This window comes from Limnohabitans sp. JirII-29 (assembly GCF_003063395.1).
Classification (GTDB): Bacteria; Pseudomonadota; Gammaproteobacteria; order Burkholderiales; family Burkholderiaceae_C; genus Limnohabitans.
On record NZ_NESB01000006.1, the window covers coordinates 154,354 to 180,402 of the forward strand.

A 26,049-nucleotide genomic window follows, 5' to 3' on the forward strand; every position below is an offset into this window, starting at 1 on the left:
ACCATGACCATGCAACTCGCCACCTGGAACGTCAATTCGCTGACCGTTCGTCTTCCCCAAGTGCTCGACTGGCTACAAGCCAACCCCGTCGATGTGCTGGTCTTGCAAGAGACCAAAACCATTGATGAAAAGTTTCCCCGCGAAGCGATCGAAGCTGCGGGCTACCACGTGAGTTTTTTTGGCCAAAAAACTTACAACGGCGTGGCTTTGTTGTCGCGTTCACCCGCAGCAGGTGTGGTCAAAAACATTCCTGGTTTTGAAGACCCCATGGCGCGCGTGATCACGGGCACCGTCAACGACGTACGCGTGATTGGGGCCTACTTTCCCAACGGGGAAGCCCCTGGTTCCGAAAAGTTCGCCTACAAGATGCGATGGCTAGACGCGTTGCGAGATTGGTTGCGCAGCGAACTGGCACAACACCCTAAGCTGGTGCTGATGGGCGACTTCAACATCACTGTCGATGACCGCGATGTGTGGGACGCGGTGGCGCTGAAGGACACCATCCACTGCACGGTGGAAGAACGCACGCACTTTCAAGCGCTGATTGATTTAGGCACACACGATGCATTTCGCTTGTTGGAACAGGCTGGAAAGCTGTACAGCTGGTGGGACTATCGGGAGATGGCTTTCCGCCGCAATCGGGGTTTGCGCATTGACCATATTTTGGTCAGCGATGCGCTCAAAGCATCCGTGCAAGCCTGCGTGATTGACAAGGCTCCACGAAAAAATGAACGCCCCAGCGACCACGCCCCCGTGGTGGTGACGCTGAGCTAAACACCGCGCGCAACATGCGCGCGCGGTTTGTCGCGTCAGTCGTCCAACCCCAGCTCTTGGATTTTTCGGGTGATGGTGTTGCGTCCAATACCCAGTTTTTGAGCTGCCTCGATGCGGCGACCCCGTGTATTGACCAAGGCGGTTTGAATCAAGCGCGACTCAAAGCGTCGTGTCAGCACATCCCACACATCGGTGCGCCCCGCAACCAAGAGGCTCATGGCTTCGGCTTCTAAGCCTTGCTCCCAATCAGCACCTGGCAAGTTCAAAACCACAGGAGGGTTTGCAGCGGACTCGTGGGGCGTAGTGGGTGCCGAGATGGGGGCTGATCCGGCCTCATGCGCACGCTCACTCAACACATCCGATGACTCGGGGCTGCGAGCCGGTTCAGACCCGGGGGCATCGAGTTGGACCTCAGGGGGCAAATCCTTGGGCTCAATCACCTGCGCGGGGGCCATCACCGTCAACCAATGACAAATGTTCTCTAACTGACGCACGTTGCCAGGAAACGCAAACTGATTCAACACCGCTTGCGCCGATTCGGCGATGCGTTTGGGCTCGACGCCCAACTGTTGTGCGCTCTGCTGCAAAAAGTGGCGCGTGAGCACCGGAATGTCTTCACGCCGTTCACGCAAAGCGGGCAAGCGCAAACGGATCACGTTAAGACGGTGAAACAAGTCTTCGCGAAACACACCGTCTTTGACACGTTTTTCCAGGTCTTGGTGGGTGGCCGCAATGACACGCACATTGGCTTTGATGGCGCTGTGGCCCCCGACGCGGTAGTAGTTGCCATCGCTCAGGACCCGCAACAAACGGGTTTGCAAATCAAAGGGCATGTCACCAATTTCGTCCAAGAACAAGGTGCCACCTTCGGCCTGTTCGAAGCGTCCACGGCGGGTGGTTTGAGCCCCCGTGAATGCACCACGCTCGTGCCCAAACAACTCACTCTCTAACAAATCTTTCGGAATGGCGGCGGTGTTGATGGCGACAAACGGGCCTTTGCTGCCCGCATCACCACGCGGTGAATGTTTGTGCAGCGCACGCGCCACCAGCTCTTTGCCGCTGCCGCTCTCGCCAGTGATCATCACCGTCACATTGCTTTGGCTCAACCGGCCAATGGCACGAAACACATCTTGCATGGCAGGTGCTTGGCCCAACATTTCGGGCGTGGCATCTTGCAACTCGCTTTGGGCTTGCTCACGCTGGCTCTCGTCCACAGCGCGACGAATCAACTCGACGGCTTTGGGCAAATCAAACGGCTTGGGCAGGTACTCAAATGCACCGCCTTGAAAGGCTGACACCGCGCTGTCCAAATCGGAAAACGCCGTCATGATGATCACGGGCAGTGCGGGCAAACGTTCTTTGACTTTGCCCAGCAAATCCAAGCCCGAACCTCCTGGCATGCGGATGTCGCTGACCAGAATTTGGGGGCCGTCATCTTCACCTGCGGCATCGAGTGCTTGCAACACCTCGCGTGGGTTGGTGAAACTGCGGGTGGGCAGGTTTTCGCGTTGTAGCGCTTTTTCAAGCACGAAGCGAATTGACTGGTCGTCGTCAACAATCCAAATCGGTTTCATCTCGATACTTTCATGGCAGCACTTTCATTTCATCAATACGAGTAAGCAGAAAGTTTCAGGGCAAGGGGATCAGAATTTTGAAATCTGTGCGTCCCGGCACACTGTCACATTCAATCAAGCCATGGTGTTGTTGGACAAATGTTTGCGCCAAATTCAACCCCAGGCCCGAACCGCCATCCCGTCCCGACACCAAGGGGAAAAACAACCTGTCCTTGATCTCTTCTGGAATACCGGGTCCGTTGTCAATGACATGCAATTCCAGTGCCAACCGATAACGCTGTTTGCCAAAGGTGATTTGTCGGTTGATGCGTGTTCGCAAAACAATTTCTGCCTCACCTGCTTGTGTGCGTTCGACCAAGGCTTGCGCGGCGTTGTGAACGATGTTGAGCACGGCTTGAATCAGTTGCTCACGGTCGCCGCGAAATTCCGGGATGGAGGTGTCATAGTCACGCACCACGCGCAAGCCCCTGGGGAATTCGGCCAACACCAAACTGCGCACGCGCTCGCAGACTTCGTGAATGTTCACATCACCCACCATGTGTGGACGTCGATGTGGCGCCAGCAAGCGGTCCACCAACACTTGCAGACGATCAGCCTCATGGATGATGACTTGGGTGTACTCCACCAAGTCACGACTTTCGACCTCCATTTGTAGCAACTGCGCCGCACCACGAATACCACCCAGAGGGTTTTTGATTTCATGGGCCAGGTTACGGATCAGCTCCTTGTTGGCTTGGGCTTGGTCAATCAAACGCTCTTCACGGTCTTGGCGGGCTTGCTGCTCCAGCGGTAACAACTCCACCAACACTTCATCCGCGCGATCGGTGGGTGCCACGATCACGTGCACTGGCAACGAATCTTGCTGTGGTCGGTGCAAGTGCGCGTCATAGCGCAAGGCGGCAAAGGCATTGCTTTGCGCTCCTTGCAGGGCGTTGTCCAAGGCCTGCCCTTCGGTGAAGTACTGTGACAACGTGGTGCCTTGGATGTTGCGACGTGACACGCCCATCACATCTTCCAGGGAGGCATTGGCAAACACCACCGAGCCATCGATGCGGACCACGGCGACCAAGGTGGCCAGCAAATCGAAGGCATGGAATCGATCTTGTGGGGTTGGGAGATGAGAAGTCATCACATCACTTTCATTCATGGGGTAGCCCCGGTCGCAGGGGCAGACAAACGCGACAGCTCGCGTTGCAAGCCCGCCAGATCAGCCTCACTGCGCTGCAAGGCAGCGCGCAATTGCGCCACCCGTTCTTGGTATTTGGCGGGTTGACGCTGCTCATCGGCGCGTCGTTCAGGCTCGCCTTGGTTCCACTCTTGTAGCAAGGCCTGGTGACGTGTTTGGGCACGCTGCCATTCGGTTTGCAAGACCGCACGCGCTTGCGCGTCGCGTTGGCGCTGTTCGCCGATGTCCACCTTGGACTCGCTGGCCACAACACCGGGTAAGGTAGCTACCGTTGGTGACGGTTGAACTTTGGTGCCTTCAATCACAGTGATGGCGGCACTGCGCAAGGGCACGCAGTTGCCCTTGGGGTCGGGTTGGTTGGTGTACGCGTTGCCACAGCGATACACCTGCAAAGGATCTGCGGCCCACACGTTGACGCCTGTTCCTGCGCCTACAGCACACAACACATACAGCATGAAAAAACGGTTCATCGCGACACTCTAAAAAAGAGGGAACTGCACCAACAAAAAAGGACGGCTCTCGCCGTCCTCTTTCTTGAAACACCGCAAAGAATTACAGCGAGTAGTACATGTCGTACTCAACAGGGTGCACAGCCTGACGGAAGCGTGTGACTTCAGTCATTTTGAGCTCAATGTATGCGTCGATCATGCTGTCGGTGAACACGCCACCTTTGGTCAAGAAGGCACGGTCTTTGTCCAAGTATTCCAAGGCTTGGTCCAAGCTGTGGCACACGGTGGGCACCAATGCGTCCTCTTCGGGAGGCAAGTGGTACAGGTCTTTGGTGGCAGCTTCGCCTGGGTGGATCTTGTTTTCGATACCGTCCAAACCAGCCATCAACAAGGCCGAGAAGCACAGGTAAGGGTTGGCCATTGGATCTGGGAAACGTGCCTCAATGCGACGGCCTTTGTCAGACGCCACGTGTGGGATACGAATCGACGCAGAACGGTTGCGGCTGGAGTAAGCCAACTTCACAGGAGCTTCAAAACCAGGCACCAAGCGCTTGTAGCTGTTGGTCGAAGGGTTGGTGATAGCGTTCAACGCACGGGCGTGCTTGATGATGCCACCGATGTAGAACAAGGCGGTATCGCTCAAACCTGCGTAGCCATTACCTGCGAACAGGTTTTTGCCATCTTTCCAGATCGACTGGTGCACGTGCATGCCAGAACCGTTGTCGCCAACGATGGGCTTGGGCATGAAAGTGGCGGTCTTGCCATAGGCATTGGCCACGTTCCACACCACATACTTCAGCTTCTGAGTCCAGTCAGCGCGCTCGACCAAGGTGGAGAACTTGGTGCCGAGTTCGTTTTGACCAGCGCCAGCCACTTCGTGGTGGAACACTTCAACGGGGATGCCCATTTCTTCCAAGATCATGGACATTTCGGCGCGCATGTCTTGGGTGCTGTCAACGGGAGGCACAGGGAAGTAGCCGCCTTTGACGGTGGGACGGTGGCCTTTGTTGCCGCCTTCGATGACTTTGCCGGTGTTCCAAGGAGCTTCGTAGTCGTCGACCTTGAAGAAAGAACCCGACATTTCATTGCCCCAACGCACGTCGTCGAACAAGAAGAATTCGGGTTCTGGTCCGAAGTAGGCGGTGTCACCCAAGCCAGAAGCCTTCAAATAGGCTTCTGCGCGCTTGGCGATCGAACGTGGGTCACGGTCGTAAGACTTGCCGTCACCTGGCTCCAACACGTCACAAGACAACACCAGGGTGGATTCTTGGAAGAAAGGATCGATGAAAGCAGACATGGCATCGGGCATGAGCAACATGTCTGAGGCTTCAATGCCTTTCCAACCGGCGATCGAAGAGCCGTCAAATGCGTGGCCTTCGGTGAATTTGTCTTCATCGAAGTGAGAAATTGGCACGCTCACGTGCTGTTCTTTGCCACGGGTATCGGTGAAACGGAAGTCAACGAACTTGACTTCGTTGTCTTTCACCATCTTCATCACGTCTGCGACGGTCTTGGCCATCAGGTTCTCCTGCAAGGGTAGGTTGGTTTAGAAAAGTTTCGAGGTTTTAGGATGCAGGTTCTGTGCCAAGCCATTGGCACCAAAACCCGTCACCGGTTCGACCGTCTAGGGTGCGTATTTTGCCTTGACTTCATGCCTCATCCGCCTCAAAGCAGCATTTATGCATGAAAAAGCCCAAACAAACAAAAGAACCAATTTGGTGCAAATACACGAATTGCACCAAATTAGAGCAAGGTTAAGATCGCACCAATTCAGGGCCAAGTTTGGCGCCAAAGGGCTTCAAACCTTCCAGCAGTTGTGGGTAGGCTTGATCCACTTTCGTCGGATCGCCTTTGACACCCAGCTCAATATGGCGGCCGTATTGGGGATGGTCCACGCTGGGCAAGCTAAACACTTTGACGCCGGGGTGGTCTTGCTCGATGGTTTCCATCAAAGGTGTGAGCGACGCCTCCATCGCGCCAAAAACGATCACCGACTTCTCAACCCAGGCATTGGTCTGGAAGAAGTGGGGATAGTAGGTGTCAAGAACCCAAGCGATCATGGGCCAAGCCATGACGGGAAAGCCTGGCACAAAGTGCACAGCGCCGCCCTCAGACCCGAAACAGCTGAATCCCGGGATTTTGTTGTAGGGGTTCGGAATGATCTTTGCGCCTTGTGGAAACACGCCCATGTTCAAGCGGTGCTTGTTGTCATCACGGTCAGGCTCATACGGCACGCCTTGTTCTTTGGCGACATCTTGCATGCGTGCGCGAATCAACACCTCAGCCTCGGGGTGCAAAGCCAAATCAACGCCCAAAGCGCGCGCAGCGCATTGGCGGGTGTGGTCATCAGGGGTGGCGCCAATGCCCCCGCATGAAAACACAATGCTGTGGCTGTCAAAGGCCCGCTTGAGCTTTTGGGTGATACGTTCAGGCGAGTCGCCCACGTAGTCAGCCCAATCAAGGGGCAGGCCACGTTCGGCCAGCAGTTCTATGGTTTTGGGCATGTGCTTGTCAGCACGTTTGCCAGACAAGATCTCGTCACCGACGATGATCAGCCCAAACTCAGGGCGCGGGGGGTGGGATGTGTTGCTCATCCTCAGATGCTAGCGCGGGCATGGGAACCGAGACGCCGACCACCACAGAGTCCGACTCCGCACGCAGACTTTCCAAAGCAGCCAAGCTGTAGTGGGTGAACCACAACGCGGTGAACGCAAACACCACGGCGTAGATCCAAATAGCCACCGGGACCAGCACCACAAAGGCGGCAGCAAACAAAGCGCCTGACGCCCAGACCACGCTAGGCAAAGCCCCCAGATACCCTGTCAGCACACCAATCAACAGCAACCAACCGCGATGGCGGCGACCAATCTCTAATCGTTCTTCACGGCTTGCATGCACCGCCAAGGCATCAAACACCATGACGCGGTAACTCAGCCAACCCCAAATCAGAGGGGGAATAACAAACATCAGAGGCGGCAACAACCACAGGGGCAAGGTGATGACCATGGTCAACATGGCCGCCAGGGTGGAGCCCACCGTCCAGACCAAGCTGGTCATGGCAGAACCACCGTGTTTGAGCGCCAAGTGTTGAAAGCGGCGTTGCACCACCAGGTCCAGCAAGGCCGGTCCCATCATCAAGGACACCGCCAACAAGGTCATGACCACCAACAAAGGGGTGACCGAAAAAATCACGACCAAAGGCACCATCACGCCCTGCAAGTTGGCGGCGCCGTGCGCTTGCATCCAGTCCAGCATGCTTTGCAACAGCTGCCAACTGTCCAGCATGTCGCGCACCCAATCTTGGGTCGGTACCCAAAAAAAGTAGCCCCAACTCAAGGCCACCAACAGCAACATGACCAATGGCAGCAAAGATAACAACATGACGCGCGGCATCAGGCAATAAGCCCACGCACGCCAAAAAGAATCGAACAACAAACGCATCACAAAAGCATAACCCAGCCTCAACGAGCCGAGTTCGCCTTAGCGACCGGACGTAAAGCCGCCATGAAACGTTTCAAACCCAATTTTTGCTGGGCCCAAAAACCTTCACCGTAATCGCGCCCCTGCTCCACTTGGTCACGGATACCGGTCGCTTCAAAACGCCGGGAAAAATCTGCGGTACCAAAGCAGATGTCCCACCAAGGCAGGAGCACGCCAAAGTTGTGTCCCCCCAGCACCTCACGCGATGCGTCGGTGCGCTGCGCAGGGCTTTCATGGCCAATGCCTACCCCGTGATGCAAACGATGAAAACGCGGACTGACCCACAGCCGCTCCCCCCAACGACCAAAGCTGATCGCCAAATTGGCGTGCTGAAAGTTTTCGCTCAGTTGGGTGATGGCTACCACCGCCACAAACTGGCTGGGTGCAATCCCAATCAACTGCGCCACCACCACCCAAATCACGGCGCCCATCACATCGTCTAGCAGGTGGTTGCGGTTGTCCGTCCATTGCGTCATATGGCGCTGAGAGTGGTGTACCGCATGCAGCGCCCACCACCAATGCCATTGGTGTTGCGCACGATGCAGCCAGTAGCCCACAAAATCAAAAACCACCAAATAGATCAAGAAGCTGGCCCACGCCCCATCGGTCACACCCGGCCAAAGATCTTCAAGATGAAAAGTCCCCATGCCTGCGGTGCGCAGATGCCCCATCAAGTCGTCCATGAAGGGGTCAATGGTGAAAAACAGCGCAATGCGAAACAAGCCCAAACGGTGAATCAGGGTGTAAATCACATCGGTACGCACCGCATGCGGGTTGGCAAAAGGCTCCACCGGGCGCCAGCGCTGCAAGGGCTCAATCAGCAGCAACATGACCGCCAGCTGTATCAGCCCCACCAACAACCAGCCGGTGCCATTGAAAACATCTTCCAGTCGGCTGCCCAACCCCAAAGCAAAGGCCAAAGGCTGCAACCAGTTTTCATACAACGCGGCTTGCACGTTGGCAAACCCATCAATCAGTGTGTCCATGCGTTGTATTGTGGGTGGTCTCGCAGTGTGGCAAAACAAAACCCTTTGGCCTTGAGGCCTTCAACCAAAGGTTCCAGCACGGTGGGGGCCCAGGGATCTTGACGCGACCAGATGCCCAAATGCGCCATCAAGATATCACCCGAGCGGATGCTCTTCAAGGCCCGCTTGAGCAACAAAGCGTTGGGGTATTTGTCACTGGGCAACTCGTCCCCCAAGAAGCCCGCATCGGCCCACCCCACATGGGCAAACCCACATTGTTTGGCTGCTGCCAGCAACGAGGGCGAGGTCTTGCCACCGGGCGCACGAAACAAGGGCAAAGGCTTTTGCCCCGTGAGTTGCTGCAAGCGGGTGTTGGCGCGTTGCAGTTCTTGGCAGTACTGGGCAGCGTCCCAAGACTCAACCAAGCCTTTTTTCGGTCCCGCGCTGGCACGCATCAACCAGCGACCTTGCGGCTGGTCGGCACGCCAGTACACATGGTCATAGGTGTGCGAAGCAAAGGCATGGCCTTCGGCGCCACGGGCACGCCACCAAGCAGCCCAGTGCTCACCCAAGGTGCCATCGCCTTCTTGTGTGGGTTCATGAGCCGCAAAAAATGTGACCTTGACCTGCTGGCGGTTGAGCACCTCGGCCACCAAGGGCGCCACGCCCATGTGGCCGGTGTCAAAGGTCAGATACAACGGCTTGTTGCAGGGAACCGCCGCTTGCGCCATGAGGCTCCAAGCCATGCCATATAACGCCCACAGCGCTGACCTACGCATGCTCAAAACCGCTTCGCGTGGTCCAGCGTCCAAATGCCATGGGGAGACTTGCCCACCTTGACCTGGCGCACCAACTGGCCTGTGCTCAAGTCAATGACACTGACTTTTTTGATCCAGCGCGAGGACACTAGCAGCAACTTGCCGTCGGCCGACACCTCCATGCAATCAGGGCCCCCGGGTGCTTTGAACTGCGCCACCGACTCGAGGGTGGTGTAGTCGATCTTGTTGATGGTGTTGGCCACACGGTTGCCGACAAACACATGGCGACCATCGCCCAAAGCTCGGAAAGCGTGAGCGCCCGCGCCCGTAGGAATGGTTTTGAACAACTTGGCTTGCGGGCCTGTGACGTCGTAAACCTCGACCCGGTCTCCGCCTGTCAAACCAACCAACAAATATTTGTCATCGGGTGTGCCAAACACATCGGCTGGCAGCGAGCCGGTTTTGACGCGCCATTTCAAAGTTTGCGTGGCCAGGTCGACCGCCACCAATTCGTCACTGTCTTGCATCGAGGCATAGGCCGTGGTGCTTTTGGTATCGATCCAGATGTGGCTGGGTGTTTTGCCCGACGGAATGCGCTTGGCCAGGGTGAGGTCTTTGCCGTCCCAACGGTAAATGTCAATGTGGTTGAGGCGGTTAGCCACCGTCACAAACCATTTCATATCGGGGGAGAAGCGCAACTGGTAGGGGTCGAGCGTGCCACGGACCACACGTTGCACCTCCGCCGTGCGGGGGTCAAAAAATGTCAGGGAATCGCCGCCCGCATTGGCCACGATGACCGACTTTTCGTCAGGGGTGAGGTACAGGTGGTGCGGCTCTTTCCCCGTCGGGATGCGTCGGGTTTCTTTCCACGTCACCGGATCAATCACGCTGACATTGGCGTCTTGCGAATTGAGCACAAAGATGGGGTTGGCAGCCTGCACGGTATGGGCAGAAAAAAGCAGCAAGCCAGCCAGCGCCAGCGTCAATCGTTGAAACAAAAACACGGTGAATGCACCTTCAAAAAATCAGCCCCCAGTGTAACGAGCGGCTCTACGCCCAGCGTGTCGTCGGGCTTTAATATGCGGCCATGATCATGATCCAGCTCAAACAAACGCGCCTTGAAGTGGAACTGATCGGCCATGCCTCAACGGCCAATGCGCCAGCCAAAGCTCCCATCGTTTTTTTGCACGAAGGCCTGGGCTCGGTCGCCCTGTGGCGCAGCCGCGAAGGCTTTTGGCCCGAACAGGTGTGCCAAGCCACCGGACGCGCTGGCGTGGTGTATTCACGCCAAGGCTACGGGCAATCGCAGGGCGTGGCCGATGTGCGTGGCCTCAACCGTTTGCCCCCTGACTACATGCACCGCGAAGCCTGGGAGGTGTTGCCTGAGCTGTTGGCTGCGCTGCGTATCGAACAGCCTGTGCTGGTAGGGCATTCGGACGGCGGCACGATTGCCTTGTTGCATGCCGCACGCCAGCCCCTGAGTGCGTGCGTGGTGATGGCGCCGCATGTGATCGTGGAAGAGGTGTCCTTGCGTGCCATCGAAGCCGCACGCGATGCCTACTTGCAAGGCGATTTGCGGCAACGCTTGTCGAAGTTTCACAGCGATGTCGACACGGCGTTTTGGCAATGGAACGACGTTTGGCTGTCAGACGGCTTTCGCAGTTTTGACATCCGAGCCCTATGCCGCGAGATTGCCTGTCCTGTGCTGGCCATGCAAGGCGTAGACGATGTCTACGGCACGCTGCGCCAAATTAAAGACATTGCCCCCGAGCACGGACAGATCACACGCCACGCCTTGGCCGATTGCGGGCATTCGCCACACAAAGACCAGCCACAAGCCACCCTGGCCTTGGTGGCAGATTTCTTGGCCGACAAGCCCTGAACCAGCCGCCCGTGCTGGCGCACACTCAGAGCATCACTTGCCTGTTAAGAGCTTCATCTCGTCGTCTGTGATCCAGCGCCACTGCCCTGGCTTCAAATCCTCGGGCAAGGGCATGGCACCGATTTGCGAGCGGTGCAAGCCCACCACCTTGTTGCCCACCGCAGCCAGCATGCGTTTGACTTGGTGGTATTTGCCCTCGGTCAATGTCAAGCGCAGGTGGTGCTCAGCCACAGCTTCGCAGGCGGCGGCACGCACGGGCTTGGGTGAGTCATCCAGCACCACGCCATCGAGCAGTCGCTGAACTTGCTTGGCGTCCAGCGGGTCGTCGGTGCTCACCTCGTACACCTTGGGCACGTGGTGGCGCGGTGAACTCATGCGGTGAATCAAGGGGCCATCGTCGGTCAACACCAACATGCCGGTGGTGTCTTGGTCAAGACGCCCCACTGCTTGCACGCCTTGCACCGCGCTTTTTTGCGGCCTTTGCCGCAGCGCCGGTGGCAACAGGGTGTACAGGCTAGGCCATGCCGAGGGCTTGTGTGAGCACTCATAGCCCGCTGGCTTGTGCAGCAGCACATAGGCTTTGGCGTGGTAGGGCCACAGCACGCCTTGCACCGAATACATCAGACCTTCCTGCACATCCACCTCTTGCAGTGGGTCATCACAGTCCACCAGGCCATTGCCCAGATCGACTTGCACATAGCCTTGCTGAATCAAACCCGCACAAATACGGCGGGTGCCAAAGCCTTGGGAATACAAAATATCTTGCAGTTGCATGGGCGCGATCGTAAACGCTGGACCGATGGGCAAAATAGACAACTTGCACAGGCCCTCGTACCCACGACCTTGAAAGTCCCCCATGTCTCCCAGCTCTCATTACCTGTCATGCGGCCCGTTCAACCTGCACTACACCGCCTGGGGCCCAGATGACGCGCCCGTGGTGATCGCCTGGCATGGCTTGGCGCGCACCGGGCGCGACTTTGACAGTCTGGCCCAAGAGCTGGCACCGAACTACCGCATCATTTGCCCGGACACCATTGGCCGTGGTTTGAGCCAGTGGAGCCATGACCCCGACAACGACTACTGCCTGGCCCGCTACGCGCGTTTGGCCTTGAGTTTGATGGATGGCTTGCAGATTGAGCGTGCCCACTGGATTGGCACCTCCATGGGCGGTGCCATCGGTATGGTGTGCGCCGCAGGCTTGGACCTGCCTGAGTTCAAAGGGCGCATCCAAAGCCTGTTGCTCAACGACATGGCCCCTGAGTTGGCGCAGGCGGCCATCGAACGCATCAAAGCCTATGCGGGCACCCCACTGGCGTTTGACACCGTGCCAGAGCTGGAAGCCTTTTTCCGCCAAGCCTATGCACCGTTTGGTTTTCACACCGATGCCCAATGGCGGCATTTGACAGAAACATCCACCCGCCGTTTGCCCGATGGCCGCGTGACGCCCCATTACGACCCCGCCATCGTGCAACAGTTTTTCCGCCCCGTCCCTGAGTACGACATGTGGGCCCAGTACGACGCACTGAGCATGCCCGTCATGGTGCTGCGCGGGGCCAATTCCGACTTGGTTCTGCCCCCTACGCTAGAGGCTATGCGCAGTCGCGGACCGGGTGCCTTAGGACGCTTGCAAGTGCATGAGATTGCAGGCTGCGGTCACGCCCCGGCGCTGAATGTGCCTGCGCAGTGGGCTTTAGTGAGCGACTTTTTGCAGTCAGCGGCTTGACGCTGGACGTGCCAAGGGCACAAACGCGGCACGCGCCTCCTCACCCAAACCATCGGTGAGCTGCTGCAACAAGGCAATGAATTGTTCGCGCTGCTTGGCATTCAATGGGGCCATGAGCTTGTTGTAGGCCTCATGCACCGGCAGCTCTGCTTTTTTCAAAAGGCGAGCCCCTGCTGGGGTTAAACGCACGGCCATTTGGCGACGGCTGCTTTCAGACACCTCCCGCGCAATCAAGCCGCGTTCTTGCAAGCCGCGCAACACCCGCAGCACCGTGACTTTGTCAAACGCCAGCGCACGCGCCAGACTGGTTTGGTCGATGCCCGGCTCTAGGCTCAGCACAGTCAAAGCCCCGTACTGCGCTTGCGTCAGACCCAACTCGGCACAACTGCCTTCAAAAATAGCAGCCGAAATTTGGTGCGCGCGACGCAGCAAAAAACCAGGGCGTTCGTACATCTCGATCAAAGGCATGTATTGGGGTTTCTATCTAGAAGCGGTCAATTGAGAAGAAGACACAATAATCGTTTGCATGCTAACGAAAACTCATTCTCATAGGTATCGGGGTAAACGATGAAAGTAGCGATCTTAGGTGGAGGCATTGTCGGCTTGGGCTTTGCACTGGGCTTGCACGCACGCGGCATTGACTGCGAAGTGTTTGAAGCTGTGGCGGACATCAAAGAGATCGGCGTGGGCATCACCCTGCTGCCCCACACCAACAAAGAGCTCGCCGCCCTGGGCTTGTTGCCGCAGCTGGAAGCCGTCGGCATTGAAAACCTCGAGAGCGTGTTCTACAACCGCTTTGGCCAATACATTTACAAAGAGTTGCGTGGTCGCCACGCGGGTTATGCCACCCCCGAGCTGGGCATCCATCGGGGCAAGCTGCACCGCATCATGTTTGATGCGGCCATGGCGCGCCTGGGCGCAGACCGCATCCACACCGGCTACCGCTGCATCCGTGTGGACCAGACCGAACAACATGCCATTGCCACGTTCCAATTGACCAACGGCGACACACGCCAGGTGCAAGCCGACATTGCCGTGGCGTGCGACGGCGTCAACTCGGCCGTGCGCAAACAACTCTTCCCCGACGACAAGGTGTGTTTCGCAGGCATCAACACCTGGCGTGGCGTGACCGTGCACAAACCCATCTTGACGGGAAAAAGTTACATCCGCATCGGATCGATCGACACCGGCAAGATGGTGATCTACCCCATCGTTGACAACGTGGACGGCAAGGGCAACCAGCTCATCAACTGGACTTCTGAGATTCGCCTCGAAGGCGCACGCATGAACGACTGGAACAAGCCAGGCAACCCAGCCGATACGCTGGAATATTTCAAAGACTGGAAGTTCCCATGGTTGGATGTGCCCAACCTGATCATGTCGTCCGAACGCGTGTTCGAGTACCCCATGGTCGACAAAGACGCGCTGCCGCAATGGAGCTTTGGCCGTGTCACCCTGATGGGCGATGCCGCACACCCTATGTACCCACGCGGCTCCAACGGTTCAGCACAAGGGCTGATCGACGCCCGCACCTTGGCCGACCTGCTGGCACAAAGCACCGACCCCGTCGCCACCTTGAAGGCTTACCAAGACCTGCGCCTGCCAGCCACGGCCAAAGTGGTGGAAACCAACCGCACACAACCGCCGGACTTCATCATCATGAAAGCCGATGAACTCAGTGGGGACAAACCCTTCAACCACATTGATGACTTGATCAGCCAAGACGAGCTGCGCAAAATCTCGGACCACTACAAAGAGATTGCAGGCTTTGCCCTGAAGTCTTGAAGCTTTTCACCCACAAGGAGACACGCATGGACCGCCGTCATTTTTTCCAGAACTCTGCTTTGGTCACCACCGGTGCGCTGGTGGGGTGTGCCACACCGGGCATGGCGCAGCAGCAACCCAAAACACCGTTTGCCGTGCCTGCGGTGTACATCCCCATCGTCGGCTCCGACGAAATGTTTCCAGTGCGTCGCATCTATTGCATTGGTCGCAACTACGCCGCGCATGCCCGTGAAATGGGCTCAGACCCGACGCGTGAACCACCATTCTTCTTTCAAAAACCCACCGACGCTATTCAGTACGTGGCCGCTGGCACCGTGGGCCAACACCCCTACCCACCCCTGACCAAAAACTACCACTACGAAGCAGAGCTCGTGGCGGTGCTGGGCAAAGGCGGGCGCAACATTCCCGTCAACAAGGCCCTGGACTTGGTGTACGGCTACACCCTGGGACTGGACATGACGCGACGCGACTTGCAGCGCTTCATGGGTGACCAGAAAAAGCCCTGGGAAATTGGCAAAAGTTTTGACAAATCGGCCCCCATCGGCGCGGTGCACAAAGTGGCACAGACTGGCCACTTCACCCAAGGCGAGATTTGGCTCAAGGTCAACGGTCAAAGCAAACAAAAAGCCAATCTGAACCAAATGATCTGGTCAGTGGCAGAGCAAATCGCACAGTTGTCGGAAGCGTTTGAGCTTTTCCCGGGCGACATCATTTACTCAGGCACCCCCGAAAACGTCGGACCGGTGGTGCGTGGCGATGTGATTGAGATGCACATCGACGGCTTACCCAACCTCAGCGTCAACATTGTTTAAACCATGACACAAAAAAATCTGCAAAAACCTGGCAAAGCCCCTTACCTGCGCATCGCGACTGAAGAAGCGTTTTGCCCTTCTGAGATGCTCGACATCTACCGCAACATCCTGAAGCAACCGCATGTCGACCCCGGCTTTCAAAGCCTGATGGGCTTTTACATGAGCAGCCCCAGCGAACGGGCCCAACACATCATGCGTTGCTTGGTGGACTTGGACCAAGTGCGTATCGGCCACATGGACGATGCCGGCATTGACATGCAAGTGATTGCGCTCACCTCCCCCGGCGTACAAGCCATGGACCGTGACTTGGCCGTGTCGTTTGCCAAAGTCGCCAACGACGAATTGGCCGAGGGCGTGCGTCGCCACCCAGACCGCTTTGTCGGCATGATTGCTGTGGCGCCCCAAGACCCGGCCGAAGCCGCCAAGGAAATTCAACGTGGCGTGAACCAACTGGGCATGAATTCGGTGGTGATCAACTCACACACCCACGGTGAATATCTGTCAGACCAAAAGTTCTGGGAAATTTTTGAAGCGGCGCAAGCACACGACACGCCGATTTACCTGCACCCCAACACGCCCCCAGCCAACATGATTGGCCCCTTTCTAGAAGCGGGTCTCGACGGCGCGGTGTATGGCTTTGGGGTAGAGACCGGCCTGCATGCTTTGCGTTTGATCACCTCGGGGGTGTTCGACCGCTTCCCCAAACTGCAAATCATCTTGGGCCACATGGGTGAAGCCCTGCCGTTCTGGGCTTACCGACTCGACTACATGCACGCTGCCACGGTGCGCTCAAACCGTTACCCCATGGTTCAGCCACTCAAACGTAAACCCAGCGACTACCTGCGTGAGAACTTCCACATCACCAACAGCGGCATGGCTTGGCCTAAGGCGATTGAGTTCACACAGAGCGTGCTGAGTGAAGACCGTGTGCTGTACGCCATGGACTACCCTTACCAATACGCCATTGACGAGGTGAACGCGCTGGATGGCATGGACATGAACCCCACCACCAAGAAGAAGTTCTTCCAAACCAACGCGCAAGCCTTGTTCAAAATTCCAACGCCAAAAACTGGCGCTTGACACTGAGGAAACTGCATGAAACGTTTTCTGCTTGCGTGTTTGACGTGCCTGTTGGTGGCCCCCGTCTGGGCCCAGGGCAGCAACACCACGGTCAAAATCATCGTGCCCTTCACCCCGGGCACCGGCATGGACACCATTGCACGCACAGTGCAACCGCGTCTTGCTGAAAAGTTGGGAATGCCGGTGGTGGTGCAAAACATGCCAGGCGCCAGTGGCAACATTGGCGCTGAGTTTGTGGCCAAGTCAGCGGCAGATGGCAACACCATTCTCATGGGCGCCAACACCATGCTGATGGCGTCACAACTCTACAAGACAACCAGCTACAACCCGGTGAAAGACTTTGCGCCTGTGTCCATGGGGGCCTACGGTACTTTGATGCTGGTGGCACACCCAAGCACAGGCATCAAAACAGTCAAAGACCTGGTGGCCATCTCACGTGCCAAGCCGGGGTTCATCACCTTTGGTTCACCCGGCGTCGGCACACCCCACCACATGGCCATGGAGCTGTTCAAGCTGGAGACCAAGGCGTTCATGCTGCACGTACCTTACCGTGGCACAGCGGGCTATACCCAAGACTTGCTGGCAGGCGAGTTGATGGTGGGCTTCTTGCCCATCCACGTGGCCCAAGGTTTTGTGAAGTCCGGCAAGCTCAATGCGCTGGCGGTGGGTAGCCCCAAACGTCACCCGGTGGCGGCAGACGTGCCCACCTTCTTAGAGCTGGGCTACAAAGAAATTGACGTGGACCTGTGGTACGCCTTCTTTGTGCCGGTCAAAACCCCTGCGGCAACCGTCAACAAACTCAGCAGTGACTTTGCCAGCATCTTGCAACAGCAAGCGGTGAAAGACATCTTCAGCCGCGCTGGCTTGGATGCCAGCCACTCCACGCCTGAAGAGCTCGGCGCCATCGTGGCCAAAGACTACCCACGTTGGGGCCGCGTGATTCAACTCAAAGGCATCGTGGCCGAATAAGCTGCGCTCGTGACACGGGGCCTGGTGCTCAGGCCTCGTCGTCCACTTTCCACTCGGGCAACTGCCAGCCCCAATGCAAAGCGGCCAAACGCGTGAGGGTGGCCAAGCCCGCCCCGCAGGCCAAGCTCAAAGTAGAGTCCGCCGCGAGCGCCTGCAATCCCACGACCAACCAACAGCCAGCAAAAGCACACACCGCATACGGATGGTGATCGCTGAAGGCGGTAGGAACTTCATTGCACACGATGTCGCGCAGCACGCCACCAAAGGTGGCTGTGATCACGCCCATTAAGACCGCAATCAATGCAGGCATGTTCAGGCCCAAAGCAATCTGGGTGCCACTGGCAGCAAACAGGCCCAAGCCCAGCGCGTCGGGCCACTGGATCGATTGCAAGGTCGGGCGAAAGTGCTTGGCCCGCATCAACCACATGGCGGCAATGCACAAACCCAGCACCAACCAGACGTACCACGAGTGCTCAATCCAAAACAGGGGTCGACGGTCCAACAACACATCGCGCAAAGTGCCACCACCAAACGCGGCCACGCTGGCCACCACGGTCACCCCGACGGCATCGAGCTTTTTGCGTGCGGCCTCCATCACACCCGACAGCGCAAAGGCCAAGGTGGCGGCCACCTCGATGCCGGTTTGCACATTGGAAAAAGTTTGTGTGATCAATCGGTCCATCACCCCATCTCCTTCTCGCGGGTGGCGTTAAGCCACCACCATCTCGCCGCCCAGGGCTTCAAACAAATCTGGCAAGAGCTTACACAGCTCACCGGTGGCGATCGCTACATCGGCGTCAAAGCCTTCGTCTTTTTCAGCGGAGGTGGCTTCAAACACCACATCCAAAAAAGCCACTTTCTTCAACTGCAAGGCCTCGGTCAACACAAAAGACACGCGGCTGTCCCATGTCAAGGCCAAGCGTGTGGGCAACTTGCCGCCTTCCACGTATTGCTTGACCTCTTGCGTATCAAGCGGATGGCGCACATAACGCACCACCGACTTGGACTCGTCAGCAGCCTTGAGTTCGCATTCACGGTCCACACTAAACCCGGGCGGTGGCTCTTGCGAGATCAACCAGGCCGTCATGGCCGCTTGCGGGGACATCTGGGTGTTGAGCAAGGTCACACTCAATCCCGCCAAGGACGTGACCAACAACGTGACCACCTCGTCGGCTTTGGCCTGACTGCCGGCATCGATGACCAGCAAGCGGGCAGCAAGGTCGATCCACACCACCACGGACGACTCTTTGGTGAATGCCAGAGGCATGAGCGACATGCGCACGTCGTCCTTGATCTCGCGCAGTTCTTTCTTGCCCGGTTTACGCCCCGTGGTGGCTTCAATGTGCACACTGCGCTCTTTGGCTTTGCGCGTGACCACCGAACCCGGCACGGATTTGGTTTCAATTTTGAGTTTCAAAATCAGCTGGCCCGCCACCGACTCCACCAAAGGGCCATGCGCTTCGCCACGTGGCTCCACCCAACCCACTGATTTCTCTTGGCTGGCACCGCAGGGCACAAAACGCTCAGCGTCCAGGCTGTCTTCGATTTGCGCCAAGGTGGGGGCCCAGCCCTCACCCACCCGATACACGATCACATTTTTGAACACGCGTTGCCTTTGTCTACGCAAAAAGAAAATCCCCAGTGCCGTGGCGGCACTGGGGACTGTATGTGGCGGAAGCGGTGAGATTCGAACTCACGGAGGGCTCACACCCTCGCCGGTTTTCAAGACCGGTGCATTCAACCGCTCTGCCACGCTTCCGAGTTGAATTCCAGCGCATATTGTAAATGCCCTTTGAGGGCATTTTTGATGGCGCGTTCAAGAGTCGTTGTCTGCCGGTAAAAACAAAGACTGCAAATCACTCAAAAAGTCAAAGCCCCGCTCGGTGGGCACCACGCGCTGAAAGTCGCGGGTCACCAAGCCTTTGGCCTCGGCCTCGGCCAGAGCGGCTTGAATCGCGGTCACGGGCAAGCCTGTGCGCTCGGTGAAATCGGCCAAGGAAAACCCGTGACGTAAGCGCAATGCATTGAGCATGAACTCAAACGGCAATTCGCTGCGTGCCACCTCGGTGCTCTGCGCCACGGCACGTTCAGCGCGTGTGGCATCCAAAGCGTGGTCCATGTACAAGCGCGGGTCGCGGTTGCGCACTTGGCGCAACACACGGTGCGCAAAGCTGAGTTTGCTGTGAGCGCCTGCCCCCACGCCCAAGTAGTCGCCAAACTGCCAGTAATTCAGGTTGTGCCAGCAGCGGTGGTTGGGTTGCGCATAGGCCGACACTTCGTAGCGATGTAAGCCTGCAGCGGCGGTGCGCTCGGTGATGCGGTCGAGCATGGCGTAGGCCTCATCGTCCTCAGGCACTTGGGGTGGGAACTTGGCAAACACCGTGTTGGGCTCAATGGTGAGGTGGTAGACCGACAGATGCGGCGGCGCCAGCGACAGTGCCATGTCCAAATCTTCGTCCAGCTGCGCCAAGGTTTGACCTGGCAAGGCGTACATCAGATCGAGGTTGAAGGTGTCAAAGGCACTGGCGGCCTCTTCCAGCGCTGCAATCGCCTGGGCACGGTTGTGGACCCGGCCCAAGGCTTGCAAATGCGTGTCGTTGAAGCTTTGCACTCCCACCGACAAGCGGGTCACACCGGCGGCACGAAAGGCCCTGAAACGGTCTTTCTCAAAGGTGCCCGGGTTGGCCTCTAGGGTGATTTCGCAATCAGCTTCCAAACGCAAACGCGCCCGTAAGTCGCTGATCAAGCGCTCAATGGCCGCAGGCGAAAACAAACTGGGCGTGCCGCCACCAATGAAGATGCTGTGCACGCTGCGACCCCAAATCAGGGGCAAGGCACTCTCCAAGTCGGCACACAAGGCGTCCAAGTAACGCTGCTCGGGCAAGCTGTCTGCCCCCCCCTTTGACCATTCGTGCGAGTTGAAGTCGCAGTAGGGGCACTTCTTCAAACACCAAGGCAAGTGCACGTACACAGACAACGGCGGCAGGCTGCTCAATGACAGCGTGCCAGGACGCATGAGGTGCTGAATGTCTGTGCTCATGCAGGTGAAAACCAACGTTCACGCATCAAGGCCAGCATCTGCTGCGCCGCTTGGCCGCGATGGCTGTTGGCATTTTTCACATCCACGGGCAGTTCGGCAAAGGTTTTGCCGAAGCGGGGGATATACATGATGGGGTCAAACCCAAAGCCGTTGCTGCCCATGGGCGCACGTGTGATTTCGCCCACAGCGCGGCCCACAGCGATCAAAGGTTCCGGGTCATCGGGGTGACGCACCGCCACCAAGGTGCTGACCAAGGCAGCACGGCGGTTATCGACGTGCGCCATTTGCTCCAGCAAAGCGCGCACATTGTTTTCATCGCCCTTGTCGTAGCCAAACTGGGTGGCGTAAAAGGCAGTTTGCACACCTGGCAAGCCGCCAAAGGCATCAACACACAAGCCCGCATCGTCGGCCAGCGCGGGCAAGCCACTGACACGCGACGCATGGCGCGCTTTGGTCAGGGCGTTCTCCACAAAGGTGTGGAACGGCTCCTCCGCCTCCCCCACGCCCAGATCGGCTTGGCGCACCAGCTCAACACCCAAAGGAGCGAACATGGCTTGCAATTCGGCGAGCTTGCCTTGGTTGTTGGATGCCAAAACGATTTGCTTCATGATTGCCATGGTGCGATCAGGCGTGCAGAGCTTCTTGTTGCATAGCGATCAGCTCGCCAATGCCTTTTTCAGCCAAGGCCAGCAAGGCATTCATTTGCTCGCGGGTGAATGGCAGGCCTTCGGCCGTGCCCTGCACTTCCACGTAATGCCCGGCGCTGGTCATCACCACGTTCATGTCGGTGTCACAGCTGGAGTCTTCGGTGTATTCCAAATCAAGCAAGGGCAAATCACCCAACATGCCGACCGAAATAGCCGCCACGCCCTGGGTGATGGGGCTCTCAGTGAGCTTGCCCGAAGCCATGAGGGTGTTGACCGCGTCTTGCGCTGCCACAAACGCGCCGGTGATACTGGCCGTGCGCGTGCCGCCGTCGGCTTGCAACACGTCGCAATCGAGGTGGATGGTGCGCTCACCGAGTTTTTTGAGATCAAACACCGCGCGCATGGAACGACCAATCAGACGCTGAATTTCCTGGGTGCGGCCCGATTGCTTGCCCCGTGCAGCTTCGCGGTCACTGCGCGTGTGGGTGGCGCGAGGCAACATGCCGTATTCGGCTGTGACCCAGCCTTCACCACTGCCTTTTTTGTGGCCAGGCACCTTTTCTTCCACAGAGGCGGTGCACAACACCTTGGTGTGACCAAACTCAATCAGCACGGAACCTTCGGCATGCATGGTGTAGTGGCGGGTGATGCGCACGGGGCGAAGCTGGTCAGCAGCACGGGTGTGACGGGATGCAGGGAGCGTAGAAGTCATGGTCAAAAACAATCGTTGGGGGTCATCAATAACTGTCAATTGTCGGGCAATCCCGATATCCGGCTGAGGTGCTGAGATAATCGTTCTTTGCTCTTACTCCTCACACCATGGCCATTTACAGCATGACGGGTTATGCCAGCGCGCAAGCCGAGCTGCACCCCGACACCGCCGACACCTCTGCCAGCCCTGCCCTGCGTTTGGGGCTTGAGATCCGTTCGGTCAACAGCCGATTTCTAGATCTGAGCTTCAAAATGCCCGAGGAACTGCGACCCCACGAGGCCGCTTTGCGTGAGCTGGTGATGAAGCACCTCAAGCGCGGCAAGGTGGAGGTGCGCGCCAACATCGAGTCCAGCAGCGACAACACTTTGGGAGCCCCCACCCCACAGCTTTTGCAGCGCTTGTCCGCTTTACAAGACACGGTGCATTCTTGGTTGCCCAAAGCCAACCCCTTGTCGGTGGCCGACGTGCTGCGCTTGAGCACCTCACAAAACACCGCCCCTGCCGACATTGGCCCCACCCTGCTGAAGTTGGCCAAAACAACGCTCAAACAGCTCAGCGACGCACGCGAACGCGAGGGCGCGCGCCTGAGCGAAACCCTGCGTGAGCGTTTGAGCCAGCTGCGTGTGCTGGCGCAACAGGCCGCGCCCTTGGTCCCTCAGTTGGTTGAGCAACAACGTCTGCGGTTCTTGGAACGGTGGCGCGAAGCCATGGCCCTGACCGATGGGGCGACCCTGCCCGAGGCCGCCCAAGACCGCGCGTTGACCGAAGCCACCGCCTTTGCCATTCGCATTGACGTGGCCGAAGAGTTGACACGTCTGGTATCTCATTTTGAAGAAATGGATGCCCTGCTGGACCAAGGTGGCAAATCAGAAGGCATCGGCAAACGGCTCGATTTTTTAATTCAAGAGTTGCACCGCGAGGCCAATACACTGGGCTCCAAATCGGCCACCATGGAGATGACCCGCATCTCGGTGGACATGAAGGTGCTGATTGAACAACTCCGCGAACAAGTACAGAACCTCGAATGATGGACAACTTTCCTGGCAACCTTTTTGTGGTCGCAGCACCCAGTGGCGCTGGCAAATCGAGCTTGGTCAAAGCCTTGATGGAGCTTGACGCGCAAGTGCGCCCCTCGGTCTCACACACCACGCGGGCACCGCGCGGACAAGAAAAACACGGCCGAGAGTACTTCTTTGTCTCTGCCCCTGAATTTGACCAAATGGTCGCCTCCAACTCTTTTCTAGAGTGGGCCCACGTGCACGGACAGCGCTACGGCACGTCACGCAAAGCCATTGAAGACCGCATTGCTCAAGGCGCGGATGTGGTGCTTGAAATTGACTTTCAAGGAGCCATTCAGATCAAGAAAATCTTTACCAATGCGGTGTTGATCTTCATCTTGCCGCCCAGCTGGGAAGAACTCAAATCGCGCTTGCACAACCGTGGCGAGGACGCCCCTGAAGTGATTGCCTTGCGCCTGCGTAATGCGGCCGAGGAAATGGCCAAGGTGCAAGAATTTGACTACGTTATAATCAATGAATTGTTTGAGCGCGCCTTGTTCGACCTGAAAGCGATCGTGCATGCACAGCGACTCAAATACCCGGCCCAACGCCGGGCACGGGCTGACATCTTTGAAGCCTTGAATCTCATTTGACCGATTTCTGGAGCATCCACATGGCACGCATCACCGTTGAAGACTGTCTTGAGCAGATTCCTAACCGCTTTCAATTGGTGCTGTGCGCCACTTACCGCGCTCGCATGCTCAGCCAAGGCCACACGGCCAAAGTTGAGAGCAAAAACAAACCAGGCGTGACCGCTTTGCGCGAAATTGCAGCAGGCCAGATTGGCTTGGAAATGCTGAAAAAAGTTCCAGGTTGATCAGCGTTTCATCTGCCCCCAAAAGCACCGCTCAGTCGGTGCTTTTTTCATTGCGGGTACAGTGTTGCCTATGAGCTCGGCCAACCCTTTCTCCCCTGTGGTGACAAGCCCTGCGGGCAACCACAAAGCAGCCGCCAATGCAGCGGCTGCAAGCTTTGCTGCGCTGACTGAAAAACTGGGCTATCTCAACGCCGAAGGTCTGGATCAAGTCCGCCGTGCTTACCGCTATGCCGACGAAGCCCACCTCGGCCAATTGCGCAACAGCGGCGAGCCCTACATCACCCACCCCATCGCGGTAGCGGCGCAATGCGCCGAGTGGAAGCTGGATGCGCAAGCCTTGTCCGCTGCGTTGTTGCATGACGCGATGGAAGACTGCGGCATCACCAAGACCGATTTGATCGAGCGCTTCGGCATCCAGGTGGCCGACTTGGTGGACGGATTGACCAAGCTTGAAAAGCTCGAATTCAATACACGCGAAGAGAACCAAGCGGAGTCGTTTCGCAAGATGTTGTTGGCGATGGCCCGCGATGTCCGCGTGATATTGGTCAAACTGGCCGACCGCAGCCACAACATGCGCACCATGGGCGATATGCCGCGCAGCAAGTGGGGTCGTATTTCAAGTGAAACACTGGAGATCTACGCCCCCATTGCCCACCGCTTAGGCTTGAACCAAACCTACCGCGAACTGCAAGAGCTGGCATTCAAACATCTGCTGCCATGGCGCCACAAAGTGCTCAGCAAAGCGGTGCAAAAAGCCCGCCATCGCCGCCGCGACCTGATGCAGCGTGTGCAGCAAGAAGTCGAAGCCGCGTTTGCCAAAGCGGGTTTGAAAGTGCGCATTTCTGGACGCGAGAAAACGCTCTACTCCATCTACAAAAAGATGAGCGAGAAGAATCTGAGTTTTGCTCAAGTCACCGACATTTATGGCTTTCGACTCATCCTGCCCGATGTGACCGACTGCTACACCGCGTTGGGCGTGTTGCACCAGTTGTACAAACCGGTTCCAGGTAAATTCAAAGACCACATCGCGATTGCCAAGCTCAATGGCTACCAATCACTGCACACCACCTTGGTGGGGCCTTCTGGTTTGAATGTGGAATTTCAAATGCGCACCGAGGGCATGCATTTGGTGGCAGAGTCTGGCGTGGCCGCACATTGGCTCTACAAGGCCAATGGTTCCGCACAAGACAGTAGCAGCAACTTGGGCAACAAGTGGTTGCAGTCCTTGCTCGACATCCAAGATGAGACGCGCGATGCCACCGAATTTTGGGACCACGTCAAGGTTGATCTGTTCCCCGATGCGGTGTATGTGTTCACGCCCAAGAGCCGCATCATGGCCATGCCGCGTGGCGCCACCGTGGTGGACTTTGCCTATGCGGTGCACAGCGACGTGGGCGATCGCACCATGGCCGCCAAGGTCAACGGTGCGCAAGTCCCGCTTCGTACAGAACTGCGCAACGGCGACGTGGTGGAAGTCATCACCTCTACCGTGGCTGCGCCTAACCCAGCCTGGTTAGGCTTTGTTCGCACAGGCAGAGCACGCTCGAAAATTCGCCATCACCTCAAAACCATGGCACAGGTGGAGTCACAGCAACTGGGGCAAAAATTGCTCGCGCAAGCGCTGCGTGCTGAAGGCATTGAGCAAATGCCTGCGGTGGATGCCTCACACCAAGTGATGTGGGACAAGTTACTGCGCTTTACGGGCAGCAAAACTCAAGATGAGTTGTTGGTCGATATCGGCCTGGGCAAACGCGTGGCCAGCATTGTGGCCAAGCGTTTGGCCACGCTGCTGTCCGAAGCCGGACAAAAACCTGACGCCCTGCTCATGAGCCGTGAGCGTTTCACCGCACATGAAAATGTGTCGCAAGGTGGCGTGGTGGTGGATGGCAGTGAGAATGCTTCGGTGCAATATGCACCCTGCTGTCGCCCCATTCCAGGCGATGCGATTTTGGGTTATTTGGGTCGTGGTGAAGGCCTGGTGGTGCACACCCACGAATGTGGCGTGGGGCAGCGGCTCAAACACAAAGACAGTGAGCGATTCATTGCCGTGGAATGGGCTGAAGAGCCCACGCGCAATTTTGAAGTCGCCATTGTGGTGACCGTCGGCAATGGCAAGGGTGTGTTGGCACGGGTGGCAGCTGCCATTGCCAATGCGGAGGCCGACATCACGCTGGTGAACATGGCCGATGAGGTGAGTGGCCAAGAAGCCACCGATTTGCGCTTTGTGATTTCGGTGCGCGACACCGAACACTTAGACACCGTGCTGCGCAGCTTGCGACGCTTGCCGTCTGTCATGCAGGCGCAACGGGTGGTGTCGGGCGTGGACCGCGAAGCCTGA

27 protein-coding genes and 1 tRNA gene are annotated in these 26,049 nt (G+C 57.4%); 11 read left to right on the forward strand and 17 right to left on the reverse strand.

Annotated elements, in window-relative coordinates:
• Positions 1 to 9 precede the first annotated feature (9 nt).
• Entirely contained in the window at positions 10 to 774 is a 765-nt protein-coding gene (xth, locus tag B9Z39_RS11220; protein WP_108301856.1) for an exodeoxyribonuclease III, read from the forward strand.
• 35 nt (positions 775 to 809) lie between these two features.
• Here the strand turns inward: xth and ntrC are convergent, their stop codons facing one another.
• From ntrC to B9Z39_RS11265, 9 genes are all read right to left on the reverse strand, one after another.
• Positions 810 to 2,348, reverse strand: coding sequence for a nitrogen regulation protein NR(I) (ntrC, locus tag B9Z39_RS11225; RefSeq protein WP_108301794.1), 1,539 nt, complete (start codon positions 2,346 to 2,348; stop codon positions 810 to 812).
• Between the two features lie 55 nt (positions 2,349 to 2,403).
• Positions 2,404 to 3,477, reverse strand: a complete 1,074-nt coding sequence (gene glnL, locus B9Z39_RS11230; RefSeq protein WP_108301857.1) for a nitrogen regulation protein NR(II) — start codon at positions 3,475 to 3,477, stop codon at positions 2,404 to 2,406.
• Positions 3,478 to 3,491: 14 nt separating this feature from the next.
• Complete coding sequence (locus B9Z39_RS11235; protein WP_108301795.1) at positions 3,492 to 4,004, reverse strand: hypothetical protein; 513 nt, start codon at positions 4,002 to 4,004, stop codon at positions 3,492 to 3,494.
• 82 nt (positions 4,005 to 4,086) lie between these two features.
• On the reverse strand, positions 4,087 to 5,502 hold the full coding sequence (gene glnA / locus B9Z39_RS11240) for a type I glutamate--ammonia ligase (RefSeq protein ID WP_100143891.1): 1,416 nt from the start codon (positions 5,500 to 5,502) through the stop codon (positions 4,087 to 4,089).
• 235 nt (positions 5,503 to 5,737) lie between these two features.
• Positions 5,738 to 6,577 carry a molybdopterin-binding protein gene (locus tag B9Z39_RS11245; RefSeq protein ID WP_108301796.1) on the reverse strand — a complete coding sequence of 280 codons (840 nt, stop codon included), beginning with the start codon at positions 6,575 to 6,577 and terminating at the stop codon, positions 5,738 to 5,740.
• Positions 6,546 to 7,424: an EI24 domain-containing protein gene (locus tag B9Z39_RS11250; protein ID WP_108301797.1), complete on the reverse strand. Its 879-nt coding sequence runs from the start codon at positions 7,422 to 7,424 to the stop codon at positions 6,546 to 6,548. The genes B9Z39_RS11245 and B9Z39_RS11250 overlap by 32 nt, the downstream gene beginning before the upstream one ends.
• Before the next feature lie 20 nt (positions 7,425 to 7,444).
• Positions 7,445 to 8,449, reverse strand: coding sequence for a sterol desaturase family protein (locus B9Z39_RS11255; protein ID WP_108301798.1), 1,005 nt, complete (start codon positions 8,447 to 8,449; stop codon positions 7,445 to 7,447).
• Entirely contained in the window at positions 8,437 to 9,174 is a 738-nt protein-coding gene (locus B9Z39_RS11260; RefSeq protein WP_233248988.1) for a polysaccharide deacetylase family protein, read from the reverse strand. Before B9Z39_RS11260 ends, B9Z39_RS11255 begins: the two co-directional genes overlap by 13 nt.
• A gap of 35 nt (positions 9,175 to 9,209) precedes the next feature.
• Positions 9,210 to 10,172: a YncE family protein gene (locus B9Z39_RS11265; RefSeq protein ID WP_108301858.1), complete on the reverse strand. Its 963-nt coding sequence runs from the start codon at positions 10,170 to 10,172 to the stop codon at positions 9,210 to 9,212.
• Positions 10,173 to 10,273: 101 nt separating this feature from the next.
• Here B9Z39_RS11265 and B9Z39_RS11270 point away from each other — a divergent pair, with 101 nt between their 5' ends.
• Positions 10,274 to 11,068, forward strand: a complete 795-nt coding sequence (locus B9Z39_RS11270; protein WP_108301800.1) for an alpha/beta fold hydrolase — start codon at positions 10,274 to 10,276, stop codon at positions 11,066 to 11,068.
• A 33-nt stretch (positions 11,069 to 11,101) separates the two neighbouring features.
• Here B9Z39_RS11270 and B9Z39_RS11275 read toward each other — a convergent pair whose 3' ends face one another.
• A complete protein-coding gene (locus B9Z39_RS11275; RefSeq protein ID WP_108301801.1) occupies positions 11,102 to 11,842 on the reverse strand; it encodes a pseudouridine synthase in 741 nt (246 codons plus the stop codon).
• A gap of 82 nt (positions 11,843 to 11,924) precedes the next feature.
• Here B9Z39_RS11275 and B9Z39_RS11280 point away from each other — a divergent pair, with 82 nt between their 5' ends.
• A complete protein-coding gene (locus tag B9Z39_RS11280; protein WP_108301802.1) occupies positions 11,925 to 12,791 on the forward strand; it encodes an alpha/beta fold hydrolase in 867 nt (288 codons plus the stop codon).
• Here B9Z39_RS11280 and B9Z39_RS11285 read toward each other — a convergent pair.
• Positions 12,780 to 13,259 carry a MarR family winged helix-turn-helix transcriptional regulator gene (locus B9Z39_RS11285; RefSeq protein ID WP_108301803.1) on the reverse strand — a complete coding sequence of 160 codons (480 nt, stop codon included), beginning with the start codon at positions 13,257 to 13,259 and terminating at the stop codon, positions 12,780 to 12,782. The genes B9Z39_RS11280 and B9Z39_RS11285 overlap by 12 nt on opposite strands.
• A 99-nt stretch (positions 13,260 to 13,358) precedes the next feature.
• Here B9Z39_RS11285 and B9Z39_RS11290 point away from each other — a divergent pair, with 99 nt between their 5' ends.
• The 4 genes from B9Z39_RS11290 to B9Z39_RS11305 are packed head-to-tail and all read left to right on the forward strand — an operon-like array spanning position 13,359 to position 17,437.
• Positions 13,359 to 14,576 carry a flavin-dependent oxidoreductase gene (locus B9Z39_RS11290; RefSeq protein ID WP_108301804.1) on the forward strand — a complete coding sequence of 406 codons (1,218 nt, stop codon included), beginning with the start codon at positions 13,359 to 13,361 and terminating at the stop codon, positions 14,574 to 14,576.
• Between the two features lie 26 nt (positions 14,577 to 14,602).
• Positions 14,603 to 15,388, forward strand: a complete 786-nt coding sequence (locus B9Z39_RS11295) for a fumarylacetoacetate hydrolase family protein (RefSeq protein ID WP_108301805.1) — start codon at positions 14,603 to 14,605, stop codon at positions 15,386 to 15,388.
• Between the two features lie 3 nt (positions 15,389 to 15,391).
• Positions 15,392 to 16,468 carry an amidohydrolase family protein gene (locus B9Z39_RS11300; RefSeq protein ID WP_108301806.1) on the forward strand — a complete coding sequence of 359 codons (1,077 nt, stop codon included), beginning with the start codon at positions 15,392 to 15,394 and terminating at the stop codon, positions 16,466 to 16,468.
• A gap of 15 nt (positions 16,469 to 16,483) precedes the next feature.
• Positions 16,484 to 17,437, forward strand: coding sequence for a tripartite tricarboxylate transporter substrate binding protein (locus B9Z39_RS11305; RefSeq protein ID WP_108301807.1), 954 nt, complete (start codon positions 16,484 to 16,486; stop codon positions 17,435 to 17,437).
• Between the two features lie 28 nt (positions 17,438 to 17,465).
• Here B9Z39_RS11305 and B9Z39_RS11310 read toward each other — a convergent pair whose 3' ends face one another.
• The 6 genes from B9Z39_RS11310 to rph form a co-directional block, all read right to left on the reverse strand.
• Entirely contained in the window at positions 17,466 to 18,119 is a 654-nt protein-coding gene (locus B9Z39_RS11310; RefSeq protein WP_108301808.1) for a trimeric intracellular cation channel family protein, read from the reverse strand.
• Positions 18,120 to 18,146: 27 nt separating this feature from the next.
• Positions 18,147 to 19,043 (reverse strand): recombination-associated protein RdgC, encoded by an 897-nt coding sequence (locus B9Z39_RS11315; RefSeq protein ID WP_108301809.1) that lies wholly within the window; start codon positions 19,041 to 19,043, stop codon positions 18,147 to 18,149.
• Between the two features lie 63 nt (positions 19,044 to 19,106).
• Positions 19,107 to 19,196, reverse strand: a tRNA-Ser gene (locus tag B9Z39_RS11320).
• Between the two features lie 57 nt (positions 19,197 to 19,253).
• The gene (gene hemW, locus B9Z39_RS11325) at positions 19,254 to 20,477 is read right to left on the reverse strand and encodes a radical SAM family heme chaperone HemW (protein WP_108301810.1); all 1,224 of its coding nucleotides are present in this window, start codon (positions 20,475 to 20,477) and stop codon (positions 19,254 to 19,256) included.
• Positions 20,474 to 21,085 carry an RdgB/HAM1 family non-canonical purine NTP pyrophosphatase gene (gene rdgB / locus B9Z39_RS11330; RefSeq protein ID WP_108301859.1) on the reverse strand — a complete coding sequence of 204 codons (612 nt, stop codon included), beginning with the start codon at positions 21,083 to 21,085 and terminating at the stop codon, positions 20,474 to 20,476. Before rdgB ends, hemW begins: the two co-directional genes overlap by 4 nt.
• A 16-nt stretch (positions 21,086 to 21,101) precedes the next feature.
• Complete coding sequence (gene rph / locus B9Z39_RS11335) at positions 21,102 to 21,836, reverse strand: ribonuclease PH (protein WP_108301860.1); 735 nt, start codon at positions 21,834 to 21,836, stop codon at positions 21,102 to 21,104.
• Positions 21,837 to 21,943: 107 nt separating this feature from the next.
• Here rph and B9Z39_RS11340 point away from each other — a divergent pair, with 107 nt between their 5' ends.
• From B9Z39_RS11340 to B9Z39_RS11355, 4 genes are all read left to right on the forward strand, one after another.
• A complete protein-coding gene (locus B9Z39_RS11340; RefSeq protein ID WP_108301811.1) occupies positions 21,944 to 22,864 on the forward strand; it encodes a YicC/YloC family endoribonuclease in 921 nt (306 codons plus the stop codon).
• Positions 22,864 to 23,487, forward strand: a complete 624-nt coding sequence (gmk, locus tag B9Z39_RS11345) for a guanylate kinase (RefSeq protein ID WP_100143861.1) — start codon at positions 22,864 to 22,866, stop codon at positions 23,485 to 23,487. The genes B9Z39_RS11340 and gmk overlap by 1 nt, the downstream gene beginning before the upstream one ends.
• A gap of 20 nt (positions 23,488 to 23,507) precedes the next feature.
• A complete protein-coding gene (gene rpoZ, locus B9Z39_RS11350) occupies positions 23,508 to 23,711 on the forward strand; it encodes a DNA-directed RNA polymerase subunit omega (RefSeq protein ID WP_100145025.1) in 204 nt (67 codons plus the stop codon).
• Between the two features lie 70 nt (positions 23,712 to 23,781).
• On the forward strand, positions 23,782 to 26,049 hold the full coding sequence (locus B9Z39_RS11355; protein WP_100143859.1) for a bifunctional (p)ppGpp synthetase/guanosine-3',5'-bis(diphosphate) 3'-pyrophosphohydrolase: 2,268 nt from the start codon (positions 23,782 to 23,784) through the stop codon (positions 26,047 to 26,049).

Excerpts from the sequence above, each read along its gene's own strand:
- B9Z39_RS11255 (WP_108301798.1), bottom strand. The coding sequence starts at position 8,449 with ATGGACACACTGATTGATGGGTTTGCCAACGTGCAAGCCGCGTTGTAT.
- B9Z39_RS11310 (WP_108301808.1), bottom strand. The coding sequence starts at position 18,119 with ATGGACCGATTGATCACACAAACTTTTTCCAATGTGCAAACCGGCATC.
- B9Z39_RS11280 (WP_108301802.1), top strand. The coding sequence starts at position 11,925 with ATGTCTCCCAGCTCTCATTACCTGTCATGCGGCCCGTTCAACCTGCAC.
- glnL (WP_108301857.1), bottom strand. The coding sequence starts at position 3,477 with ATGACTTCTCATCTCCCAACCCCACAAGATCGATTCCATGCCTTCGAT.
- ntrC (WP_108301794.1), bottom strand. The coding sequence starts at position 2,348 with ATGAAACCGATTTGGATTGTTGACGACGACCAGTCAATTCGCTTCGTG.
- B9Z39_RS11235 (WP_108301795.1), bottom strand. The coding sequence starts at position 4,004 with ATGAACCGTTTTTTCATGCTGTATGTGTTGTGTGCTGTAGGCGCAGGA.
- B9Z39_RS11275 (WP_108301801.1), bottom strand. The coding sequence starts at position 11,842 with ATGCAACTGCAAGATATTTTGTATTCCCAAGGCTTTGGCACCCGCCGT.
- B9Z39_RS11355 (WP_100143859.1), top strand. The coding sequence starts at position 23,782 with ATGAGCTCGGCCAACCCTTTCTCCCCTGTGGTGACAAGCCCTGCGGGC.
- B9Z39_RS11295 (WP_108301805.1), top strand. The coding sequence starts at position 14,603 with ATGGACCGCCGTCATTTTTTCCAGAACTCTGCTTTGGTCACCACCGGT.
- B9Z39_RS11300 (WP_108301806.1), top strand. The coding sequence starts at position 15,392 with ATGACACAAAAAAATCTGCAAAAACCTGGCAAAGCCCCTTACCTGCGC.
- B9Z39_RS11290 (WP_108301804.1), top strand. The coding sequence starts at position 13,359 with ATGAAAGTAGCGATCTTAGGTGGAGGCATTGTCGGCTTGGGCTTTGCA.
- B9Z39_RS11270 (WP_108301800.1), top strand. The coding sequence starts at position 10,274 with ATGATCATGATCCAGCTCAAACAAACGCGCCTTGAAGTGGAACTGATC.
- gmk (WP_100143861.1), top strand. The coding sequence starts at position 22,864 with ATGGACAACTTTCCTGGCAACCTTTTTGTGGTCGCAGCACCCAGTGGC.
- B9Z39_RS11285 (WP_108301803.1), bottom strand. The coding sequence starts at position 13,259 with ATGCCTTTGATCGAGATGTACGAACGCCCTGGTTTTTTGCTGCGTCGC.
- rdgB (WP_108301859.1), bottom strand. The coding sequence starts at position 21,085 with ATGAAGCAAATCGTTTTGGCATCCAACAACCAAGGCAAGCTCGCCGAA.
- B9Z39_RS11245 (WP_108301796.1), bottom strand. The coding sequence starts at position 6,577 with ATGAGCAACACATCCCACCCCCCGCGCCCTGAGTTTGGGCTGATCATC.
- xth (WP_108301856.1), top strand. The coding sequence starts at position 10 with ATGCAACTCGCCACCTGGAACGTCAATTCGCTGACCGTTCGTCTTCCC.
- B9Z39_RS11305 (WP_108301807.1), top strand. The coding sequence starts at position 16,484 with ATGAAACGTTTTCTGCTTGCGTGTTTGACGTGCCTGTTGGTGGCCCCC.
- B9Z39_RS11250 (WP_108301797.1), bottom strand. The coding sequence starts at position 7,424 with ATGCGTTTGTTGTTCGATTCTTTTTGGCGTGCGTGGGCTTATTGCCTG.
- glnA (WP_100143891.1), bottom strand. The coding sequence starts at position 5,502 with ATGGCCAAGACCGTCGCAGACGTGATGAAGATGGTGAAAGACAACGAA.
- B9Z39_RS11260 (WP_233248988.1), bottom strand. The coding sequence starts at position 9,174 with ATGGCTTGGAGCCTCATGGCGCAAGCGGCGGTTCCCTGCAACAAGCCG.
- hemW (WP_108301810.1), bottom strand. The coding sequence starts at position 20,477 with ATGAGCACAGACATTCAGCACCTCATGCGTCCTGGCACGCTGTCATTG.
- rph (WP_108301860.1), bottom strand. The coding sequence starts at position 21,836 with ATGACTTCTACGCTCCCTGCATCCCGTCACACCCGTGCTGCTGACCAG.
- rpoZ (WP_100145025.1), top strand. The coding sequence starts at position 23,508 with ATGGCACGCATCACCGTTGAAGACTGTCTTGAGCAGATTCCTAACCGC.
- B9Z39_RS11340 (WP_108301811.1), top strand. The coding sequence starts at position 21,944 with ATGGCCATTTACAGCATGACGGGTTATGCCAGCGCGCAAGCCGAGCTG.